General features: G+C 35.9%; 24 protein-coding genes and 1 other annotated feature. Of the genes, 4 read left to right on the forward strand and 20 right to left on the reverse strand.

Features of this window, described 5'->3' with window-relative positions; genetic code table 11:
* Positions 1 to 51: 51 nt before the first annotated feature.
* Both JHK62_RS04860 and JHK62_RS04865 read right to left on the reverse strand, forming a co-directional pair.
* Positions 52 to 903 (reverse strand): bifunctional methylenetetrahydrofolate dehydrogenase/methenyltetrahydrofolate cyclohydrolase, encoded by an 852-nt coding sequence (locus JHK62_RS04860; protein WP_199575613.1) that lies wholly within the window; start codon positions 901 to 903, stop codon positions 52 to 54.
* A 90-nt stretch (positions 904 to 993) separates the two neighbouring features.
* Complete coding sequence (locus tag JHK62_RS04865) at positions 994 to 1,224, reverse strand: DUF1797 family protein (RefSeq protein ID WP_199567595.1); 231 nt, start codon at positions 1,222 to 1,224, stop codon at positions 994 to 996.
* Between the two features lie 255 nt (positions 1,225 to 1,479).
* Between JHK62_RS04865 and JHK62_RS04870 the strand changes: the two genes are divergently transcribed.
* From JHK62_RS04870 to JHK62_RS04880, 3 genes are all read left to right on the forward strand, one after another.
* Positions 1,480 to 3,723, forward strand: a complete 2,244-nt coding sequence (locus JHK62_RS04870) for an ATP-dependent Clp protease ATP-binding subunit (RefSeq protein ID WP_199575615.1) — start codon at positions 1,480 to 1,482, stop codon at positions 3,721 to 3,723.
* 104 nt (positions 3,724 to 3,827) lie between these two features.
* Positions 3,828 to 4,283, forward strand: a complete 456-nt coding sequence (locus tag JHK62_RS04875; RefSeq protein WP_199575616.1) for an NUDIX hydrolase — start codon at positions 3,828 to 3,830, stop codon at positions 4,281 to 4,283.
* A gap of 62 nt (positions 4,284 to 4,345) precedes the next feature.
* A complete protein-coding gene (locus JHK62_RS04880) occupies positions 4,346 to 4,648 on the forward strand; it encodes a DUF1827 family protein (protein WP_199575618.1) in 303 nt (100 codons plus the stop codon).
* Between the two features lie 80 nt (positions 4,649 to 4,728).
* On the opposite strand, the gene ileS is transcribed toward JHK62_RS04880, so the two are convergent.
* From ileS to metG, 16 genes are all read right to left on the reverse strand, one after another.
* Positions 4,729 to 7,527 (reverse strand): isoleucine--tRNA ligase, encoded by a 2,799-nt coding sequence (ileS, locus tag JHK62_RS04885; protein WP_199575620.1) that lies wholly within the window; start codon positions 7,525 to 7,527, stop codon positions 4,729 to 4,731.
* Between the two features lie 32 nt (positions 7,528 to 7,559).
* Positions 7,560 to 7,769 (reverse strand) — a binding site (T-box leader).
* On the reverse strand, positions 7,756 to 8,532 hold the full coding sequence (locus tag JHK62_RS04890) for a DivIVA domain-containing protein (protein ID WP_199575621.1): 777 nt from the start codon (positions 8,530 to 8,532) through the stop codon (positions 7,756 to 7,758). (Overlaps the previous feature by 14 nt.)
* Positions 8,533 to 8,542: 10 nt before the next feature.
* On the reverse strand, positions 8,543 to 9,340 hold the full coding sequence (locus tag JHK62_RS04895; protein WP_199575622.1) for a YlmH family RNA-binding protein: 798 nt from the start codon (positions 9,338 to 9,340) through the stop codon (positions 8,543 to 8,545).
* Between the two features lies 1 nt (position 9,341).
* Positions 9,342 to 9,587: a YggT family protein gene (locus tag JHK62_RS04900; RefSeq protein WP_199575623.1), complete on the reverse strand. Its 246-nt coding sequence runs from the start codon at positions 9,585 to 9,587 to the stop codon at positions 9,342 to 9,344.
* Between the two features lie 3 nt (positions 9,588 to 9,590).
* On the reverse strand, positions 9,591 to 10,148 hold the full coding sequence (locus tag JHK62_RS04905) for a cell division protein SepF (protein ID WP_199575624.1): 558 nt from the start codon (positions 10,146 to 10,148) through the stop codon (positions 9,591 to 9,593).
* 13 nt (positions 10,149 to 10,161) lie between these two features.
* On the reverse strand, positions 10,162 to 10,833 hold the full coding sequence (locus JHK62_RS04910) for a YggS family pyridoxal phosphate-dependent enzyme (RefSeq protein ID WP_199575625.1): 672 nt from the start codon (positions 10,831 to 10,833) through the stop codon (positions 10,162 to 10,164).
* 1 nt (position 10,834) lies between these two features.
* Positions 10,835 to 12,127: a cell division protein FtsZ gene (ftsZ, locus tag JHK62_RS04915; protein WP_199575626.1), complete on the reverse strand. Its 1,293-nt coding sequence runs from the start codon at positions 12,125 to 12,127 to the stop codon at positions 10,835 to 10,837.
* A gap of 25 nt (positions 12,128 to 12,152) precedes the next feature.
* The gene (ftsA, locus tag JHK62_RS04920; protein ID WP_199575627.1) at positions 12,153 to 13,496 is read right to left on the reverse strand and encodes a cell division protein FtsA; all 1,344 of its coding nucleotides are present in this window, start codon (positions 13,494 to 13,496) and stop codon (positions 12,153 to 12,155) included.
* Between the two features lie 173 nt (positions 13,497 to 13,669).
* A complete protein-coding gene (locus JHK62_RS04925; RefSeq protein ID WP_199575629.1) occupies positions 13,670 to 14,380 on the reverse strand; it encodes a 5'-methylthioadenosine/adenosylhomocysteine nucleosidase in 711 nt (236 codons plus the stop codon).
* Between the two features lie 8 nt (positions 14,381 to 14,388).
* Positions 14,389 to 14,676 carry a cell wall synthase accessory phosphoprotein MacP gene (gene macP / locus JHK62_RS04930; protein WP_199575631.1) on the reverse strand — a complete coding sequence of 96 codons (288 nt, stop codon included), beginning with the start codon at positions 14,674 to 14,676 and terminating at the stop codon, positions 14,389 to 14,391.
* Positions 14,676 to 15,230, reverse strand: a complete 555-nt coding sequence (locus JHK62_RS04935; RefSeq protein ID WP_199575633.1) for an NUDIX domain-containing protein — start codon at positions 15,228 to 15,230, stop codon at positions 14,676 to 14,678. The genes macP and JHK62_RS04935 overlap by 1 nt, the downstream gene beginning before the upstream one ends.
* 10 nt (positions 15,231 to 15,240) lie before the next feature.
* Positions 15,241 to 16,620 (reverse strand): bifunctional UDP-N-acetylglucosamine diphosphorylase/glucosamine-1-phosphate N-acetyltransferase GlmU, encoded by a 1,380-nt coding sequence (gene glmU, locus JHK62_RS04940; protein ID WP_199575635.1) that lies wholly within the window; start codon positions 16,618 to 16,620, stop codon positions 15,241 to 15,243.
* 60 nt (positions 16,621 to 16,680) lie between these two features.
* On the reverse strand, positions 16,681 to 17,646 hold the full coding sequence (locus JHK62_RS04945) for a Gfo/Idh/MocA family protein (protein ID WP_199575636.1): 966 nt from the start codon (positions 17,644 to 17,646) through the stop codon (positions 16,681 to 16,683).
* Positions 17,647 to 17,658: 12 nt separating this feature from the next.
* The gene (locus JHK62_RS04950) at positions 17,659 to 18,357 is read right to left on the reverse strand and encodes a 3-oxoacyl-ACP reductase (protein ID WP_199575638.1); all 699 of its coding nucleotides are present in this window, start codon (positions 18,355 to 18,357) and stop codon (positions 17,659 to 17,661) included.
* Positions 18,350 to 18,586: a DUF2829 domain-containing protein gene (locus JHK62_RS04955; protein ID WP_199575639.1), complete on the reverse strand. Its 237-nt coding sequence runs from the start codon at positions 18,584 to 18,586 to the stop codon at positions 18,350 to 18,352. Before JHK62_RS04955 ends, JHK62_RS04950 begins: the two co-directional genes overlap by 8 nt.
* 113 nt (positions 18,587 to 18,699) lie before the next feature.
* On the reverse strand, positions 18,700 to 20,688 hold the full coding sequence (gene metG / locus JHK62_RS04960; protein ID WP_199575640.1) for a methionine--tRNA ligase: 1,989 nt from the start codon (positions 20,686 to 20,688) through the stop codon (positions 18,700 to 18,702).
* A 182-nt stretch (positions 20,689 to 20,870) separates the two neighbouring features.
* Here metG and JHK62_RS04965 point away from each other — a divergent pair, with 182 nt between their 5' ends.
* Positions 20,871 to 21,698: an exodeoxyribonuclease III gene (locus JHK62_RS04965; RefSeq protein WP_199575641.1), complete on the forward strand. Its 828-nt coding sequence runs from the start codon at positions 20,871 to 20,873 to the stop codon at positions 21,696 to 21,698.
* Between the two features lie 29 nt (positions 21,699 to 21,727).
* Here JHK62_RS04965 and JHK62_RS04970 read toward each other — a convergent pair whose 3' ends face one another.
* Both JHK62_RS04970 and JHK62_RS04975 read right to left on the reverse strand, forming a co-directional pair.
* Complete coding sequence (locus JHK62_RS04970) at positions 21,728 to 22,081, reverse strand: arsenate reductase family protein (RefSeq protein WP_199575642.1); 354 nt, start codon at positions 22,079 to 22,081, stop codon at positions 21,728 to 21,730.
* 98 nt (positions 22,082 to 22,179) lie between these two features.
* Positions 22,180 to 22,671: a methylated-DNA--[protein]-cysteine S-methyltransferase gene (locus tag JHK62_RS04975; protein ID WP_199575763.1), complete on the reverse strand. Its 492-nt coding sequence runs from the start codon at positions 22,669 to 22,671 to the stop codon at positions 22,180 to 22,182.
* Position 22,672 lies beyond the last annotated feature (1 nt).

A 22,672-nucleotide genomic window follows, 5' to 3' on the forward strand; every position in this document is an offset into this window, starting at 1 on the left:
CTATTAGACACTCTTTATCTTATTAATGACTAGTCAATTAAAACACTTGATTTATTTGACTTTTCTAAGTGCTGACTCATAAGTTTGCTCAAGAAGCATAGTAATAGTCATTGGCCCAACACCTCCTGGAACAGGTGTGATATAGCTGGCAATGTCAGCCACCTCATCATATTTGACGTCACCAATTAATTTACCATTTTCATCACGATTCATACCAACATCAATGACAACAGCGCCTGGTTTGACAAATTCTTTAGTCACCAAATGACCTCTACCAATAGCAACAACCAAGATATCAGCAGTTTTTGCTAATGCCGCTAATTGTTGTGTACGAGAGTGGGCGATAGTTACTGTCGCATTTTCATCCATCAAAAGTTGTGCCATCGGTTTACCAACAATATTACTACGACCGATAACTAGAGCGTTTTTACCAGATAAAGAAATATTATATTCCTTAAACATTTCCATAATACCTGCTGGCGTACAAGGCTTCATTACCCCATGACCACTCCATAATAAGCCCATATTAACAGGATGAAACCCATCAACATCTTTTTCTGGAGAAATAGCCATTAAAACAGCTTCTTCATCAATATGACCTGGCAATGGCAGTTGCACTAAAATCCCATGAAAACTATCATCATCATTGTAGGTTGACACTAAGGTCAATAGCTCTTCTTGACTAATTGTTTCAGGGACACGAACAACCTCACTCTTAAAGCCAGCAGCAAGTGCTGAACGCTCTTTATTTCTCACATAAACTTGACTAGCTGAATCTTCACCCACAAGAATAACAACGAGACCTGGCACAATCCCATGCGCTTGTTTTAATTCCTCAACCTTTTGAGCGAGATTCGTTTGCATTTTTTGTGCAAGACCCTTACCATCTATTATTGTTGCCATTATCTACTCCTATTATCTATCTCGTTATAATCTTCTTATGCTATTTTAAAAGACAAAAGCACACTTGTACCCTTGCCTTTTTGTACATTATTAATAAAGTAAATCAAAAATCTCAATTGCAATTAAATCAATACTATCAAACGTATACGTTTCACGAGCAGCAACATCACGAAGGGTAAAAGTAACCCCTTGTTCAGGATCATTGTTATAAGCTACTTCAGCAACAACAACACCATCACGTTCAAAATTACGTTTAAAATTACCACCATCATTTGCCATTAATTCGAGACGATTAATAATTCTCACTAAATGTGATTCCATAGTTCTCTCCTATTCACTTTTAATCTCTACTATTTTATCATAAATCAAGGCAAACAAACAATAAAAATATTATTTTGTTGGTTTTCTACCTAAAATAGTGCTGTTAAAAGAGTTATCTTACCTATAATAATATTCCAATCTTTTTACTTGATTTCTTTTCCAATGGTGATATAATTATTTTATAAAAAGTTTGACCAAAACTGACCAAATGGTTTTAATGGTCAACTTTATGTCATAACGAAAGAGGTAACTACTATGCTTTGTCAAAATTGTAACTTAAATGAAGCCACAATACACCTTTTTACCAATGTTAACGGCAAGAAAAAACAAATCGACCTATGTCAAAATTGTTATCAAATCATGAAAACAGATCCACATAATCAATTATTGAGAAATCTTTCTCATTCTTCATCAATTAATCCACTCTTTGATGATTTCTTTGGTGATTTGAATAATTTTCGTGCCTTTAATAACGACCTTCCAAACTCCCCTAAAACACAGGCAGGAGGAAATGGGATTAACAACAACGGTAACAACCGTTTCCGTAATACCCCTCCAACTCCTCCAAAACCACAAGGTGTCTTAGAAGAGTTCGGGATTAATCTAACAGAAATTGCTAGAAATGGTAATATTGACCCTGTTATTGGTCGCGATGAGGAAATTACTCGTGTGATTGAAATTCTTAACCGCAGAACAAAGAATAACCCTGTTCTAATTGGTGAAGCTGGGGTTGGTAAAACTGCTGTTGTTGAAGGCTTAGCTCAAAAAATTGTTGATGGTGACGTGCCTCAGAAACTACAAGGGAAACAAGTAATCCGCTTAGATGTTGTTAGTCTTGTTCAAGGTACTGGTATCCGTGGTCAATTTGAAGAACGCATGCAAAAATTAATGGAAGAAATTCGTAATCGAGAAGAAATCATTCTTTTTATCGATGAAATCCATGAAATTGTTGGTGCCGGTTCTGCTGGAGAAGGCAACATGGATGCCGGTAACATCTTAAAACCAGCCCTAGCACGCGGTGAACTACAACTTGTTGGTGCTACTACACTTAATGAATACCGTGTCATTGAAAAAGACGCTGCTCTTGAGCGCCGTATGCAACCCGTTAAAGTTGATGAGCCAAGTGTTGACGAAACCATCACCATCTTAAAAGGTATTCAAAGTAAGTACGAAGATTACCATCATGTCAAATACACTGATGAAGCCATTCGTGCTGCAGCGGTACTATCAAACCGTTACATCCAAGATCGCTTCTTACCAGATAAAGCGATTGACTTATTGGATGAAACAGGTTCAAAAATGAACCTCACGCTCAATTTTGTCAATCCTCAAGAAATTGATAAGCGTTTAACAGAAGCTGAAAATCTTAAAAATCAAGCCACTCGTGATGAAGATTACGAACGCGCTGCTTATTTCAGAGATCAGATTGCCAAGTATAAGGAAATACAACAAAATCGTGTGGATGAACAAAACACACCAATTATTACCGAAAAAAATATTGAGAGTATTATTGAACAAAAAACCAATATTCCTGTTGGTGATTTGAAAGAAAAAGAACAAACACAATTAGTGAACTTAGCTGAAGATTTAAAAGCGCATGTTATCGGTCAAGACGAAGCTGTTGATAAAATAGCTAAAGCCATTCGCCGTAATCGTGTTGGTTTAGGCTCACCAAACCGTCCAATCGGAAGCTTTCTCTTTGTGGGGCCAACTGGTGTTGGTAAGACGGAACTATCAAAACAACTCGCGATTGAACTTTTTGGTTCAGCAGATAGTATGATTCGTTTTGATATGAGTGAGTACATGGAAAAACATGCCGTCTCTAAATTAGTTGGAGCCCCTCCAGGATATGTCGGCTATGATGAAGCTGGTCAATTGACTGAAAAAGTTCGTCGTAACCCATATTCTGTCATTCTTTTAGATGAAATTGAAAAAGCACACCCTGATGTCCTACATATGTTCCTTCAAGTTCTTGATGATGGTCGATTAACTGATGGTCAAGGACGAACAGTTAGCTTTAAGGATGCGATTATCATTATGACATCAAATGCTGGTAGCGGTAAAACTGAAGCAAGTGTTGGTTTTGGTGCAACAAGAGAAGGACGTAAAAATTCTATTCTTGGACAGCTATCTAACTTCTTTAGTCCTGAATTTATGAACCGATTTGACGGTATCATTGAATTCCAACCACTAAGTAAGGAAAATCTATTGCTTATTGTTGACCTAATGTTAAATGATGTTAGCGAGCGTCTTCTCAATAATGACATCAAGCTAAGTGTCACTGATAAGGTTAAAGAAAAATTAGTTGACCTTGGCTATGATCCAAAAATGGGGGCACGTCCACTTCGTAGAACGATTCAAGAATACATTGAAGATGCGATTACAGACTTTTACCTTGATAACCCAAATGAAAAAGATCTGAAAGCGATGATGACAAGTAACGGTAATATTGTTATTAAGTCAGCTAAAAAAGCTGATTCTGATAGTGAGAATGCTTAATCACAAAAAGAGAAGTCTAGACTTCTCTTTTTTATTTCACCTCATTAATAGCAGATTGGTCAAACTAAAAAGATTTTAGTATAATGTTAAAAAGGAGTTTTATCATGACAAATCCCGTTTTTGGAACAAAAGAAGAAAATACTGATTATGTTGCTAGATATGGTGTTTATGCCGTTATTGCTGATGAGAAAAAGGAAAAAATCATTCTTGTTCAAGCACCAAATGGGGCATGGTTTTTACCAGGTGGCGAAATAGAGGCCAATGAAGATCACTTTAGTGCTCTAAAACGTGAATTAATAGAAGAACTTGGTTTTGAAGCCACAATCGGCGACTATTTTGGTCAAGCAGATGAGTATTTCTTCTCCTCGCATAGGCAAACACATTATTACAATCCTGCCTACCTTTATGATGTCATAAACTATCAAAAAGTTTCACAACCTTTAGAGGATTTTAACAATCTAGAATGGTTCCCCATCAAGGAGGCCTTGATAAAGTTAAAACGGGGTAGCCATCGTTGGGGAATTGAACAATGGCAAAAAAAATATAAAATAGAACACTAATTTAAGTCATATTTATAAAATCGTGCTATAATAATAGAAAAAAGATATGGCGGAGGAATAAGATGAGATTAATTAATACTACAAGTAGCCATCCTCAATTGGTTAAAAACCAATTGAAACATACTGATGCTAAACTCGTTGAAGTATACTCAGCAGGAAATACCGATGTTATCTTTACACAAGCCCCTAAACACTATGAATTATTGATCATTAATAAATATCGAGCTATCAAAGATAATGAAATAGAAGCGATTCGTGAGTTTTTCTTAAAACGTAAAATAGATCGCAAGATTACAATCCCTGATCAAATCAAAACAATCCATTCAGCTAAGCTGATTGAGATATCAATTCCTACCACAATTTAAAGCAGTATTAAACTGCTTTTTATTTAACCTAAAAATAAAACGATGCCTCGCTTGATAGCAAATGACATCGTTTTTCTTTTTTATTTGGTTTCAAAACCTTCTTTTACAGCATCAGGGAAATGAGCTTCTAAAATAGTGGCACAAGACTCACAAACCATAGCAAGATTTGGATTGATGTGTTTTCCAACTGTTTCATCTAATCTACGACAACGAGCACAGACATCACCAGTAGCATGTTCAACACTAAAGGCAATTTCATCAAACACAACAGCTTCTTTTGGAGCTGCCTCCTGAGTCATTGTTAATTGAGAAACAATTAATAACTGAGCAATATCACTCTCCAAACTTTCTAAAAATGTTTTTGTCTCATCATTTAGATAAATCGTTAAGTGTGCTTCAAGTGATTTACCAATCACTTTTTGATTACGCGCTTCCTCAAGCGCTTTTTGAGCCTGAGTACGAATAGTCATAAAACGTTCCCACTGCTCAACAACTTTATCTTCTTGATCAAAAGCTAGAGCTTTAGGCATTTCTGATAATTGGACAAATTCTTCTTTTTCAAAGCCTAAGTAAGACCAAATTTCTTCAGCTGTATGTGGTAAAATTGGTGTTAACAATTTCGTTAATTTAACCAAAATATCATAGAAGACAGTTTGCATTTGACGTCTTTCTAAACTATCAGCGGCCTGGATATAAACAACATCCTTGGCAAAATCAAGATAGAAAGCAGATAAATCTACTGTGACAAAGTTAACAATTGCCTTATAAATAGTCATAAAGTCGTACTCTTCATAAGCTTTATTAATTGTTGCTACTAACTGGTTAAACTTAATTGTAATGTATTGATCCACTGAACGAAGTTGGTCATACGATACACTGTTAACTTCTGGATTAAAATCATTAGTATTGGCTAGTAAGAAACGAAGAGTATTTCTAACTTTTCTGTAGGTTTCTGAAACTTGCCCAAGAATCTCCATTGACACACGCACATCATTTGAGGAGTCAACAGAGGTCACCCAAAGACGAAGAATTTCAGCACCATATTGTTTAGCCACATCATTAGGAGAAATGATATTCCCTTTTGACTTAGACATCTTCTCACCCTTACCGTCAAGAACAAATCCTTGCGATAAAATAGCTTGGTATGGTGCGTGTTCATTAACAGCCACAGACGTGATAAGTGATGAATTGAACCAACCACGGTACTGGTCGCTTCCTTCTAAATAAAGGTCTGCTGGATAAGAAAGATTAGAACGACTGTTCATAACACCATTCCACGAACTTCCTGAGTCAAACCAAACATCCATGATATCTGTTTCTTTTGTAAACTCTCCATTTGGGGAACCAGGATGAGTAAAGCCTTCAGGGAGCAGTTCTTTTGCTTCTTTTTGCCACCAAATAGCTGAGCCTTCTTGTTCAAAAAGATCTGCAACATGATCAGTCACTTCTTTAGACATAATCGGTGTTCCGTCTTCAGCATAGAAAATTGGTAATGGCACTCCCCAAGCACGTTGTCTAGAAATAACCCAGTCTCCACGGTCGCGAATCATGTTGTAAAGACGTGTTTTACCCCAAGCTGGGTAGAAAATCGTTTTATCAATTTCTGACAGAATGTCTTCACGGAATTTAGAAACAGAAGCAAACCATTGAGGCACTGCGCGCCAAATAATTGGTTTTTTGGTCCGCCAGTCAAATGGGTAAGAGTGGGTAATCTCATCAGTTGCTAGGAGTAAATCACCTAATTGTTCAATGACAATTGGAGTCACTTTTGCGTAAAACTGACCAGCAAAGGCCTCCCCAGCATTTTCCATCATCATACCGCGGCCATCAACCGTAACAGCTACTTCTAAACCATACTGACTAGCAACGTTATAGTCATCCTCACCAAAACCAGGTGCTGTATGGACAATACCTGTACCAGAGTCAAGGGTAACATGGTCACCAAGGATAACTAATTCATCAACGTCTTTATCCCAAGGGTGTTCTGTGACAATTCTTTCAAGTTCGCTTCCTTTATAAGTTTTCAATACTTCTGGAGATTCCCATGAAAAACGTGTCGCTAAATCGTTTAGCATATCATAAGAAACCACAAATTGTCTAGAATCATTAGCTGGTTTAACAAGGGCATAATCAAAATCCGGACCAACAGTTAAAGCGCGTGAGGCTGTTACTGTAAAAGGCGTTGTTGTCCAAACAACAATATAAGTATTGTTATCAAGAACTCCTTTACCGTCTTTAACTTTATTAGCATAATAAATAGAGGTTGATTTTAAATCATGATACTCAATTTCAGCCTCAGCTAAAGCAGACTCAGATGACCAAGACCAGTAGACAGGTTTAGCGCCTCGATAGATATAACCTTTGTCAGCCATAGCACCAAAAACCCTAATTTGTGCCGCTTCATAATCTTTTGTCAGTGTAATATAAGGATTTTCCCAATCAGCAGAAATACCTAAACGTTTAAAATCTTCCATTTGTTTATCGACTTGACTAAGTGCGTATTGACGACACATTTCAAGATAGTCAGATAAATCAATTTCCTTACGTTTAACACCTTTTTTAGCCAAAACTTGCTCGATTGGAAGACCATGCGTATCCCATCCTGGAACATAGGGAGCCCTATAACCTGACATAGATTTAGAGCGTACAATAATATCTTTTGAGATTTTATTCAATGCATGCCCAACATGGATATTACCATTGGCATAAGGAGGGCCGTCATGAAGATGAAATGACGGTTTATTCTCATTTAATTTTTGTCTTTTAGCGTATAAATCAGCTTCTAGCCATGATTTTTGCCATTGTGGTTCTTTATTTGGTAAACCAGCGCGCATTGGAAATGCTGTACTACCTAGATTAAGTGTTTCTTTTAATTTCATTTTTTCTCCTTATATATAAAAAAGCCTTCATCATAAAGGACGAAAGCTCGTGGTACCACCTTAATTCGAATACTATAAGTATTCCTCATTGCTTGTAAGGTAAGCTAACCTTCTATCTTATCAATTGTTCAGATAGAAACAAACAAGATGATAAAAAACTGACAAGGGAATATAGGACTCACACCAACTCCTACTCGCTGAAAATATTATCAATTTCTTGTGTTCTTGTTAATCGTCAATATTAAATTGGACAGTGTCATCTACATCATCAGATTGTTCCGATATGATTTCAATTGTTGGGTTTGATGCTTCTTCAGAAGCTTTTTTTGCAGCTTCTAGCTGGGCATTTCCTTCTACAACACGTCTTTGTAATTCTGCCATCTCTTCTGGACTGAATTGACGAGTCGCATCCATAGAATTAGAATCATCTGTTTCAGGAACATGCTCTTCTAACACTTTTTCAACAACTTCCTTGAAAGCTGCATCAGAATTTTGAAGGTAAACCGCTGTTGGCTGTAACAAATCATGCCACTCTGGTGCATTAACGAGACCCATTTGACCTTCAACCACTGATAATAAGCGTTGATGGAATAAACGGCTCTGACGTTTCAAGTCTTCTGTTTCAACTGCAACACGTTTGGCATCATCTGTCGCATCACGAATGATTTGATTAGCCTTTGCTTTTGCTTCCTCAATTAAAGTAAACGCATCATTTTGTGCTTTATTTAGAATATTATCCGCTTCGATTTTAGCAGACATTTTAACTTTATCCGACGTTTCTTGAGCTAAGATAACAGATTGTGTCAAAGATTCTTTCATATTGTCAAAATATGCTATTTTTTCTTCTAAGTCTTTGATCCGTTGTTGTTTGGTATGGTTCTCACGAATAATTTCTTCATAATCATCAATAACCATATCTAAAAACTCATTGACTTCGTCAATGCTATAACCTCTAAATTTTACTTTAAATGTTTTATCTTTAATTTCGAGTGTTGTTAATGTCATCCACGTTTCCTCACTTATGCACTTTTCGAATAATTGTTAATTTATGTTTCTTTTGTTTTGATAGGCCATTATCAGATGCAATAATAAATCGCCCATAACCTCTGACACTTATAATATCATTTTCTGAAATAGTATCAAATGCTTTGTTGACAATCATATAGTTAATCTTTACCTTATCAGAGGTAATTAATTTCAGGGCTTCATTTCTTGATATTTTTAAAACAGATGAAATCACATTGTCTATTCTTAGACTCGTTGTTAACACATCAATTGTTTTATCCACATCATCTGCCTGAATTAATTTTTCCAAAGATTCTTCTGAGAGTTTCACACTGGTACGACCAATTTTATGAATATTATTTTTAAAATAAGGAAGCATTTTTGTATCAATCAGAACCTGTGCCTGCCCTTTTTTAATTATAATATCACCAAGAACTGTTCTTTTAATGCCCAGACCATTGATCAAACTTCCAAGAATTTGCGCATGGGTTAATTGATTAAACTTATCATTATAACTGATATTTAGTAATGAGATTTCAAAATCTGAAAATTCGAACTCATAATAAGGTGACGGCGGTGAAATAATGATTCTAGCGTATTCCATCGCGAAGTAATCACTACTAACATAAAAAGTTGTTTTTCTTGTCTTTAATAGAATTTTTGCGATGTATACTTGCCTAGGATCTAAAAATTCTGTCACTTGAATATAGTAGGAATCTTCCACTTTTTGAATTAATTCTTCTATTTTTTCAAGAAATAGTTTTTCATCCTGTCTAAAATGCTGATATAAAGAGTTTTTTTCTACCATTTTATAAAATCATATTGATTACATTTTTTAGAATTCGTAAAGCAATCAAAGCTGCCACTACAGTGAAATCAATTGTTCCAAATTGGAGATTAAATTTTCTAAATACTTTTAAAATAGGTTCGACAATTTGATACAAATAGCCCGACCAAGGACTATTGTGTGCCTCTGGGAACCAAGAAAGTAATGCATAAACAACAAGTAAAAAAGAAAAAATATCAATTGCGTTATTAATTATAAATAATATCATTTATCATCTCTTCATATCATAGTCATAACTAATATCTTGTCCATTATGTGGGATACCTATCTCATCAAAATCAACAATAACATTAGCTGGTGTTAATAAAAACATTGAAGAACTTACTTTTTGAAGATTACCATAAAGGACTTTACTAGCACCGTCAATAAAATCAAGGCAACGACGCGCTTGAGCATCTATCATATACTGAAAATCAATCAAAATACACTCATTAAGAATCAAAGCATCTACTATTTCTTGAGCATCTTCATATTTTTTAGGATATTTAATTGCAATAGTTGTTTTTGCAGATTCTGCTGCCGTTTGAGCCATTTGTTCTCTATTAACCTTAGCATGTGAAGGAGAAACATTTGCCACAGGACGTAAGTGTGATCTCTCTTTTATTTCTCTGTCTGGCATCTCAATGCCTGAAGGGTACTCATGTCTCTTCTTAGGTTGTTCAACACGAGGTTGTCTAACTGACTGCTCAGTTACTTCTTCTTCTAATTCGCTGATATCATCTGTATCAAAATAAGAAATAAGTTTATTAAATTTATCTCTAAGTGCCATATTTTATCTCCATTTAACTAAAAAATGCTGTTCCGATTCTAACATATGTTGCGTTATTTTGAATAGCTACTTTATAGTCTCTACTCATTCCCATACTTAAATCAGTCAAAGGCATATTTTTAAGTTTTCTGTCCTTCAAGGTTAACCTAAGTTCATTTGCTGTTTTAAAAATGTCCGTTAGTTCTTCGCTATTAGCATCAATTGGTGCCATTGTCATAATACCAACAATACTAATTTTATCATATTCTATTAAAGTATTAATTACATTGTCAATCTCCTCAAGTGAAAAACCATGTTTACTTTCTTCACCCGAAATATTAACTTGTAAAAAACATTTTATAGGATGTTCAGCCCTTTTTTGAATTTCTTTTGCTAAATTCAAGGAATCAAGTGCATGAAAGTAATCAATTTTATTAATGATTTCTTTCACCTTTCGACGTTGTAAACTTCCGATAAAATGCCAAACAATAGATTCATTAGAAAGAGCTTCATACTTAGATAAAAATTTATCAACTCGGTTCTCACCAATATGTTTTATTCCTAATGCTATGATTTCTTTAGTTGTCTTTAAATCAACATACTTTGTAACTGCTATAATATTAATGTCCTCAGGAGATCTACCTGCTTCTTGAGCAACTTTTGAGATTTCCTGAAGAACATTAGCTGTATTTTTTTCTAAATCCATTTTAACGATTTTTAAAGAATGGTGGTGTCTCTAATTCATCATCGTCATCAGATTGTTCTGAAAATGAAGACATTGTAAGTTTGCTATCTAATTCACCTTCAGTTGGACGAGTGATTGAGTCACGACGAAGATCCCAGTTTCCAAAACCAGATGATTGTGGTGCAGAATCCTGAGGACGACTTGCTCTAGGCATATCAGGTGTTTCATTCATATCAAATGATTGATAAGCTTGACGTCTTGTATTTAAATGTTCTGCTGCATATTGAGAACCTGCTTGTCTAGATGAGTTAGCAGTGTGAGGTTGCGCATTCCCAATACCTGAAACACGTTCAACTTTATCTTGACGCACTCCTGTAGCTACAACTGTTACTCTAATTTCATCAGCCATGGTATCATCAATTGAAGTCCCTAACCAGATATTAACACCTTGACCAGCTGCTTGACTAACAATCTCAGAAGCTTCTTCAGCTTCAGTAAGAGTCATATCTAGACCACCTGTCACATTAACAATAACATCTTCAGCACCATCGATAGTTGTTTCAAGAAGAGGCGAGTAAATAGCTTTGCGAGCTGCTTCTACAATACGTTCTTCTCCAGAACCAATACCAATTCCCATTAAAGCATTTCCTTTATTTGCCATCACTGTTTTAACATCAGCAAAGTCAAGATTAATAAGCCCAGGATTAGTAATTAAGTCAGAAATACCTTGAACACCTTGACGCAACACATTGTCTGCCTCACTAAGTGCTTCAAGAAGAGGTGTTTTTTTATCAACAATTTCTAAAAGATTGTTATTAGAAATGATTAACAAAGTATCCACTTGATCACGAAGTTCTGAGATGCCTTCAATCGCAAAGTTGCTACGTTTATTTCCTTCAAAAGCAAATGGACGTGTCACAACCGCAACTGTCAAAGCGCCTAAACTTTTTGCAATTCTAGCAATAACAGGTGCAGCACCAGTTCCAGAACCACCACCCATTCCGGCAGTGATAAATACCATATCTGAACCAGTCAATGCTTCTGTAATTGTTTCTTCACTTTCTTCTGCTGCTTTACGACCAATCTCAGGTTGTCCCCCAGCACCAAGTCCTCTAGTCAATTTAGGACCAAGTTGAATGACAGTCTCAGCTTTTGAACTACTCAAAGCTTGTACATCGGTATTAGCTGCAATGAATTCAACACCAGAAACACCTTCTGTAATCATTCGGTTGATGGCATTGCCACCACCACCGCCGACACCAATAACTTTAATAATTGCACCTTGACTAGCTGCTGTATCAAACGAAAATACCATTTTATTTCCTCACTTATTTTTATCTTTAATCAAACATACTTCCAAAAATATTACGAACCTTGTCTCCAATGTTTTCTTTAGGCTTAGATTCAATATCTTCTTGTGGTCTTTTAACTTCTGCTATATTATTAGTCTCTGAGTAGCTAACCGGCTCACTCATCACAGGAGCTCTTCCTGTATCAATAGGTCTACGACGTAATAATTCTTCACCAGTTACAGCTCTTTGAGCAATAATATCAACATCTGCCATAGAACCAACATAATCAACGAGTGAAATCACATTAGCAAACATTGGATTTCTAATCCCCATTTGATTAGGTACAAATAGTTTAACATTAACGCCAAACGTTTCTTGAGCCAATTCAACAACACCAGGAATAATCGCACCTCCACCAGCAAGGATAATACCTCCTGGATACTCAATAGATCGACTGCGTTCTAGGTCCTGTTTAATATGGCCAAAGATACTACGAACACGAGCTGAAATAATTTCTGAAATATAACGTTCAGAAACATCAATCGGTTGAGTTTCACCAACCACTTCAACTTGAATAGTTTCTGTAGCACTACTGTCACTGACATTGGCATTCCCAAAATTATACTTGATAGCTTCAGCAGTGTTAATAGATGTCTTAAGTACCTTTGAAATATCTTTTGTGACGTAGTCACCACCTTCAGGGTAGATATTTGTAAATTGAAGCTCTTGAGAACGCATAGAAGCAACACTTGTTTGGCCTCCACCCATATCAATAACAGTTGCTCCAAACTCTCTTTCACCTTCATTAAGGACATATTTGGTCATAGCAAGAGGTGAAATGATGACATTGTCAACAGCAATCCCTGCTTTTTCAACTGTTTTTCTTAAATTATGCAAAATGGTACTTGGTCCTGTATACAACAAACCACGCATTTCTAAACGAATACCCATCATGCCTCGTGGATCTCTAATCCCTTTAAAACCATCCACGATGAATTCACCAGGGACTAATGAAATGACTTCACGTTCTGGTGTAATACTTTTTGTTAATGCTGATTTAACAACACTATCAACATCTTCATCTTTAATTTCTTTTGAATCACTAGTTACGGGAATCATTCCTTGAGTAGGTTCAATCTGAAGAAGATTTGCCGGCAAACTAACACTAACCTTATCAATTGAAATGCCAGCCTTTTCTTCTGCTTGATCTACTGCAGTTCTTATCGCTTTTGAAGCGGCATCAATATCAATAACAATGCCATCTCTAACACCGGAGCTCTTTACATTACTCACTCCGATAACGTTCATCTCATTATCAACAAATTCAGCAACAAGAACTTTAATCGAGCTTGTTCCTATATCCAATCCTGTAAAAAAGCCATTCCTAGCCATTCACTCGACCTCACTATCTCTCTTATCTTTTGTACTGATTAAAAACAGTATTATTCCAAAATATTATAACATAAAAAAACGTAAAATGTTAGTGTTTTACGTTTTTGATAATAAAAAATTTATTTAATTGTCATTTTTTAGAAACATTGTTGTTTTTTAAAAATCTAATCCTTTTAAATATCATTAATTTCGGGAGATAATTGCTTTAAAAAGGTGATGAGTATTTTGGCTGAAGTTCGACCCGCTTCTTTGATAAATTCTGCAAAAGTAATATTAGCGTCATGTGAAGCTGTATCGCTGATAGCTCGAACAACAATAAACGAACACTTGGCATTAGAAGCTGCTTGAGCTACTGCAGCACCTTCCATTTCCACAGCCAAAACTTCTGGAAACAATTCAATGATGTTATTTATTTTTTCTTGTCCTGCAATAAAACTATCTCCTGTTGCAATCAGACCGATTTTAGAAGAAACAGCTTCCTCTTGTAAAACTTTCTTAAAAGCCTTAACCAACCACGGACTTGATTGATAATAGAGAGGTTGAGTTGCCATTTGACCATATTTATAACCAAATGCCGTAACGTCAACATCATGATAAACTAAACGGTCTGAAACAACAACATCTCCAATTTTAAGCTCTTTATTTACCGCACCTGCTGAACCAGTGTTAATAATAACTGATACTCCAAAATGATCAGCTAAAACAGCAACACTCATGGCACTCATGACTTTACCAATACCACTTTGAACGAGAATCACCTCGTGTTGGCCAATTTTCCCAGAAAAATAAGACTGATTTAAAACAAGAGTTTCTTTTTTTTCTGCAAGATTATTCACTAAATAGTGTAGTTCTTCTTCCATTGCAGCAATAATTCCAATTTTCATTTTTTCTCCTAAATCTTAAAAATGGCATACATTAAAACAGCTAATAATAAAATGACTATAACCAAAATTAAATTTAATTTCTTGCTGAAAGCATTGCGCTTAGCATTTTCTATCCGACGGCTTTTAATCATTTGCTCTTGTCCATTGGAAGGCTCGTCTTGCAAAGAATAATCAGAATAATTATCAGAAATCACTGGAATAACTTTGGTATCTTCGTCTTCTATCAACTGACTATCCAATGTTTTTTTGGCATTAGCACGTCTAATGATGTCATCAGTTAATAAAGGTTTTCCCATTAGAGTATCCTTTCTTGATTTAGTGTTAGGTATTGAACTGCAATAATTGTTTTGGCATCGGTAATTTGACCAGTACTAATCATGTCTTGACACTCTTTTAGACTTAATTCAAGAATTTCAATCGTTTCATCGTCATCTTTTGGTTTTGGATTTGGCACTTTTTTAAGACTTGTCCCTAAATAGAGTTTTATCTTTTCGTTACAAAAACCAATAGCTGTATAAAATTCATGGATAAGCGAAAGTTCTCCAACATAACCAGTTTCTTCTTCTAGTTCACGAAGGGCAGCTTCTTTTTCAGAGCCACTTTCACCAACTTCTAGTTTCCCAGCAGGAATTTCATAACTAATCATCTCAATAGCTTTACGGTATTGTTTAACAATAACTAATTTATTTTCTGGTGTTATTGCTAATACGGCAACCGCACCTTTATGAAAAACGAGTTCACGTGTTGACGTCCCTAAACCATTTGGTAATTCAACCTTATCAACAGCAACGTCAAAAATATGACCCTTAAAAATAGTTTCTCTTTCGATTGTTTTTTCAATAAATTCCATAAAAAAACTCCTATTTCTGGCTTGGGTGATGCGGCATTTTAACAGCATAACCTTCTTTATTAACTTGGCGACCTCTACCAATAGCTAAACTATCTTCTGGTACATCTTGATGAATAGTTGAGCCTGCTGCTGTTATTGCATTTTCCCCAACATTCACAGGTGCAATGATAGTTGAATTGCTGCCAATAAAAGCATTATCTCCAACAGTTGTTTTAAACTTATTTTGACCATCATAATTAGCAATAATGGTACCAGCACCAATGTTGACACCACTACCAATAGTAGCATTGCCAAGATAGGTTAAATGACCTGATTTAGTGTTCTTTCCGACGGTTGAAGATTTTACTTCTACAAAATTTCCAATGTGAACATTTTGGGAAAGATGAGATTGGGGACGAATGTGGGCATATGGACCAACAGTCACATTGTCTTCAACGATAGACTCCTCAATCATTGAAGCTGTTATGGTCACATTTTTACCAATAGTCGCATCTACCAGATAGCTACCATTTGTAATTGTGCTGGCTTGACCAACTTTTGTCTTCCCTTTTAGGGTGACATTAGGTTCAAGAATAACTTCTGAGTCTAAGCTAACATCTATGTCAATATAAGTAGTTTTTGGATCGATGAAAGAGACACCATTCACCATATGCTGATGATTAATTCTTTGACGCATCACTCTTTCAGCTCTTGATAACGCAACACGATCATTAACACCTAGACTTTCATCAAAATCACGTAATTTATAGGCACCAACTTTTTCACCCAATTGTTTGAAAATACCAATGACATCTGTTAGATAGTATTCCCCTTGAGCATTATTTGTGGTGATGTTTTTAAGGGCTTCAAACAGACGCTTATTATCAAACACATAAGTCCCTGTATTAATTTCTTTGACTTGTTGTTCAAAATCAGAAGCATCTTTTTGCTCAACAATTTTTGTGACTTCATCATTTTGATTGCGGATAATACGACCATAGCCAAAAGGATTGTCTGCTTCAGCAGTTAAAATTGTGGCAACATTTTTGTGATTACTATGAAAATCAACAAGATTTTTCAGACTTTCACCTGTAATCAGCGGTGTGTCACCAGCAATAACTAAGGTTTGTCCTTCTAAACCTGCCAGCTCAGCTTCAGCCATCATAACCGCATGTCCGGTTCCTAATTGCTCTTTTTGTAGAACAAAATGAGATTGTTCCCCCACTACGTCCTTGACTAAATCAGCCTTGTGTCCGATAATCGTTACTTTTTTGGCGGGATTGATAGCTGAAACACTGCGAAACACATGTTCAACCATTGAGATACCTGCTACTTGATGAAGCACCTTAGGTAAATCTGATTTCATGCGGGTTCCTTTTCCAGCCGCTAAAATAATTGCATAATTTGTCATTTCTTTTCCTCACAATGCCTTTTTAAAATTACTCTATTATAGCATAATTAACAGAAGTTGTTAAACCATTGTCGCTAGTGCCTGATCAAGAACGGTCATCACGCGTTGACTATGATTGAGTCTTTTTTTAGCTTCTTTTAAATCTTTTAAACGAATGATTTCTTCAAATGCAACAAATTCAGACCATAGACGAGGTTGATTTGGATTATTATTAATAACTCTCGTTTCCTCACCATTTAGAGTTAAAGCGATTGATGGAATAATACTTGTGGCACCGTTAACATCTAAATAGCCTTTATTCCCTTGAATCGTTGTTTTAATGGCTGCACTGGAGTCTTTAGAGCCGATACAAGAGACCTTAAACGTTTGATAATCCAAAAGTAAAATTCCTGATGTATCAACACCTTTTTCAATATTAGCCAAATATTGAACAGATTTAGGTAAGCCAAATAAACCAACAACAAAATGAATATTATAGATATTCAAATCACGAAGAGCCCCTCCACCTTTTTCTGGATCAAACACAGGAGCAATTTCACCGTTTTTAAAAGCATCATAACGTGACGAATATTGTGAAAAATTACAATTGATAATTTTAATCTCGCCTAGTTTAGGCAATAATTCTTTAATTTCATCATAATTTTTTAAATACTGATTGGTAATGGCTTCTAATAAGATGAGTTGTCTTTCGTTTGCTAACTGTGAAAGTTCTTCCAATTCTTTTGCTGTCATCGTAAATGGTTTCTCACAGATGACATGTTTGTTAGCTAATAAGGCTTCTTTTGCAAAAGTAAAATGAAGGTGATTTGGTACAGCAATATAAACGGTATCTACCTCTTTACTAGCTAGTGCTTCTTGGTAATTACTGGTGTTTTGTTTTATGCCATATTTTTCGGATAAGTCTTTTGCTATATTAAGACTACGAGCTGTTGAGACAATCATTTCTAGAGTAATTCCTTCAATTGTTTTTAGAACAGGTAGGACTTCTTTAACAATCATCCCTGTGCCAACTAGTGCTAATTTCATTGTAAACTCCTTTTATTTCAGACTCCAACCACCGTCAATAGTAATAATCTCACCCTGCATAGCAGAGGCTTTTCCTGACGCCAAAAATAGACTCAACTCTGCCACTTCTTCTGGTGAAATCCAACGTTTGATTGGTGTTTCTTTTGCAACCCAATCTGCCAAACCACCTGGTTCAAAATCAGCTTTAGTCATGGCTGTTTTGACGGCGCCTGGAGCAATACCAAAAATAGAGATATTTTTATCGGCATAATCAAGTGCTAATTGTTTGGTGAACCCGGCTAATGCGTGTTTAGATGCGGTATAGGCCACACCACCTCCTCCTGCTATAAAAGAGGCGATGGAGCACATGGTAATAATACAGCCTGATTCTTTTTCAACCATTTTTTCTAAATAAAAAGAAGTCATCTTAACTGTTGCAAAAAAATTAGTGTCAAATACATTAGATATTTCCTTGATAGTTGTTGCTAATAATGGTTTGTAATTGTCCAAAACACCAGCTGTCAAGCATAAAACATCAATATCTTTTACTTGCGTAAATAAAGGTGTTAAATCTTTTGTAATATCTAATGCAATAAAATCAAATAATCCTTCTAATCTTGGAGCAGGATTTTTATCAACACCGTAAACATGGTAACCTTCTTTTAAAAAAAGTCTTGCTTGCTCATAGCCGATACCACTCGAGACACCTGTAATTAAAACGGTTTTAGTCATTCACTTCAATCCAATCTGTTGCTAAAACATCACAAGGCGTTGGACTCCACATGGAAAAACCTTCACCCTCACCTGAAACATTAATTAAAAAGTAAGGCGTTACCTCTAGAGATTGCCCTTTTTGTTCAATACTATCAAATAATTGGACATAATTTTCAGCACCACCCCAACCTGTGCGAACATATTTTTTCTTTGCTTTTAACCCTGGTAAAATTTCTTCAAATGTCATGATAGCCTCCTTTATGCTACTGCCATTATACCATAAAAAGAATAGTTTTCTTTTCTTGCAAATAGCTTAAAAGTCATCAAAAAAGAGAACACAAAATGTTCTCTTTTTAGTGATTAACCAATTTGACTGCCGTTTGGTACAGTTTTATCTACTGTTAAAAGAGTCAACTTGTCACCGTGTTCAGCTGATAAAATCATCCCTTGACTGAGTAACCCCATCATTTTACGCGGTTTGAGGTTGGCAACAATTTGCAATTTTTGTCCAATTAATTCTTCTGGATTTGGATAGTACTTGGCAATTCCTGAAAGGATTTGACGATCCTCTCCATCACCTGCGTCTAATCTAAATTGTAATAATTTATCAGAACCAGGTACTTTTTGAACGTCCTTCACTTCGGCAACGCGAATTTCTACCTTATCAAAGACATCAAATTTAATGGTATCTTTTTCGTTGACTAACTCTACCTCAGCAGGATCCCAAGGTTTTTCTGTGGCTTGTTTTCCTGACATTTGTTCTTTAATATAGGCAATTTCTTCTTCCATATCAAGACGTGGGAAAAGTGGCTCACCTTTTTTAACAACGGTTAGGTTAACTGGCAAACTCTCCATTGAAATAGTAGCTAGATGATAAGTATTGTCAAGACCAAGTTGCGTCATAATGCCAGTAGCTGTTGTCATCATAAATGGTTGAATAAGGTGGGCAACAACACGTAAGCTAGCTGCTAAGTGACTCATCACGCTTGCTAACTCTTGCGTTTTTTCTTCTTTTGCAAGAACCCATGGTGTGGTTTCATCGATATATTTGTTGGTTCTAGCAATAATTTGCCAAATGCTGTCAAGAACTTTTGGAAAATCGACTGCCTCCATATAATCATGATAAGCCTTGATATTTTCTGTCACCGTCTCAACAAGAGCAGCATCAAATGCTGTGACATTTTCTTGATAGCTAGGAATTTTGCCATCAAAGTATTTATTAATCATCGCTACAGTGCGGTTGAGTAGGTTTCCTAAATCATTGGCTAATTCATAGTTAATGCGTCCAACATAATCTTCTGGTGTGAAGGTACCATCGCTACCAACAGGTAAACTTCTCATCAAATAATAGCGTAACGCATCTAATCCAAAGCGCTCTACCAGCATTTCAGGATAGACGACATTGCCTTTTGATTTTGACATTTTACCGTCTTGCATGACAAACCAACCGTGAGCAATAAGGCGTTTTGGTAGTGGTAAGTCAAGCGCCATCAGAAGAACTGGCCAGTAGATAGAGTGAAAACGTAGGATATCTTTTCCTAGCATATGGATATCAGCCGGCCAAAACTGATCAAATTTTTGTGTGTCAGCTGTACCGTAACCAAGAGCAGAAATATAATTACTTAAGGCATCAATCCATACATAAACGACATGTTTTGGATTTGATGGTACTTTAACACCCCAGGTAAAGGAAGTCCGTGATACTGCCAAATCTTCAAGACCTGGTTCGATGAAGTTTTTCAACATTTCATTCATACGTCCGTGTGGTTGAATAAACTCTGGGTGTTCTTGATAAAAAGCAACTAAGCGATCAGCATATTTACTTAGGCGTAAGAAATAAGATTCTTCAGAGACCCACTTAACCTCATGACCACTTGGAGCAATTCCTCCGATAACTTTACCATCAGCATCACGAAAAACTTCTGCTAACTGACTTTCTGTGAAAAATTCTTCATCTGATACTGAATACCAGCCTGAGTATTCTCCAAGATAGATATCGTCTTGAGCTAATAAGCGCTCAAAAATTTGGGCTACGACGGCTTCATGGTCCTTATCAGTGGTTCTGATAAATTTATCATGAGAAATATCCAGTAACTGCCATAGTTCTTCAACATCTGCAGCCATTTCATCAACATAAGTTTGAGGGGTTTTACCGACTTCTGCCGCTTTTTCCTGAATTTTTTGGCCATGTTCATCAAGACCAGTTAAATAAAAAACATCATAACCCATGAGACGTTTATAGCGTGCCAAAACATCAGAAGCTATGGTAGTGTAGGCTGAACCAATATGGAGTTTACCACTTGGATAGTAAATCGGTGTTGTAATATAAAATGATTTTTTGTCAGTCATTATAATTCCTTTCTGCGCAAATGAAACGCACTTCATTATTTTTTTATTATATCATAAATGAATTGATGCGATAAGTTATTTGATAAGTTTTATCGTCTTTTTATCAGTATTTCTCAATTAGTCGCAGAAATAGAATTGTTTTGATATAATGAAGCTATTAATTAACGAAAAAGGAATGACAAATGAAATTAATCTCTTGGAATATTGACTCTTTAAATGCTGCTTTAACAAGTGACTCAAATCGTGCCATTTTATCACGTCAAGTAATTGAAAGCTTGGTGGCTGAAGATGCTGATGTTATTGCTATTCAGGAAACTAAATTATCTGCTAAAGGGCCTACTAATAAACATCTTGAACAATTGGAATATTATTTCCCAAACCATACTCATACTTGGCGGTCTTCAGTTGAGCCAGCTAGAAAAGGCTACGCAGGAACCATGTTCTTGTATAAATCAGAATTGACACCAAACATTACTTTTCCTGAAATCGGTGCCCCTTCGACAATGGATAGTGAGGGTCGTATCATTACACTAGAATTTGAAGACTTTTTTGTCACACAAGTCTATACCCCAAACGCTGGCGACGGACTAAAAAGATTAGCTGATAGACAAGAATGGGACAAACACTATGCTGATTATTTGGTAGGTTTAGACCAAGAAAAACCTGTTCTTGCCACTGGTGATTATAATGTTGCCCATAAAGAAATTGACCTTGCTAATCCAAGCAGTAACCGCCAATCACCTGGTTTTACCGATGAAGAAAGAGAAGGGTTTACCAATCTCTTAGCTAAAGGCTTTGTTGACACCTTTAGATATCTCCATGGTGATATTCCTGATGTTTATACCTGGTGGGCACAACGTAGCAAAACCAGCAAAATTAATAACACCGGCTGGAGAATTGATTACTGGTTAACGAGCCAAAGGCTGGTGGATAGAATTAAGAAATCAGAAATGATTGATTCAGGCAGTCGACAAGATCATACACCAATTGTCTTAGAAATTGATTTATAAAAAAAGCAGGGAAAATCCCTGCTTTTTCTTTATAGTGCTAACTCTTCATAGCTCTTTTTATAACCTACTTGGAGTAACTGATTATCATTAATCAGTAGAGGGCGTTTGATTAACATACCATCACTAGATAACAAATCAACCGCCTCATCAATACTCAAGTGTGGTAACTTATCTTTCATTCCTAAAGCACGATAACTCATGCCACTTGTGTTAAAGAAAGATTTTAAAGGTAAACCACTAGTAGTGATCCATTGTTTCAATGTTTCCGCACTTGGAGGTGTTTCTTTGAGATTAATGGCTTCAAAATCAATTCCCAAAGAAATTAATTCTGCTTTCGCCTTACGGCAAGTACTACATTTAGGATATTCATAAAAGGTTAACATTATTTCTCCTTTTCGATTGTTTTGACAATGTACAAAATTCATTTAGTAATTAAATTTTCTCATTTTAAAAAGCTTGGTTCGTAATCATTCTCATTGTTTTAAGGCACAAATGTTATGTTTTCATGTGTTAGGAGCCAACGTTTTTTATCTAATCCACCTGCATAGCCTGAAAGCTTGCCCGCACTAGATAAAACTCGGTGACACGGGATAACCATTGAAAAAGGATTGTGACCAATTGCTGTCCCTACTGCTTGAGGTGACTGACAATCTAGTTGCTTAGCTAATTCACCATAGGTCGTTAATTGGCCGTACGGTATTGTTCTAAGGGCTTTCCAAACTTTCTTTTGAAAAGAACTTCCCTGTATGATAAGGGGAAGATTGTCTGCTGAGGGTTTTCTTCCTGAAAAATAAGCCTCCAACCAGTCAATCACTCTATCAATAGCTTCAGTTGATCCTTTAATCGGTTTTTCAGAAATGCCTTGTTCAAAATAAGTTTGATGCACAAACCAAATGCCTATCACGCCTTCATTATTAGCAATGATAGACATCTCTCCCAAAGGAGAATGATAGATTTTTTTGATTAACACAATA

Source organism: Streptococcus pacificus (assembly GCF_016481305.1).
Classification (GTDB): domain Bacteria; phylum Bacillota; class Bacilli; order Lactobacillales; family Streptococcaceae; genus Streptococcus; species Streptococcus pacificus.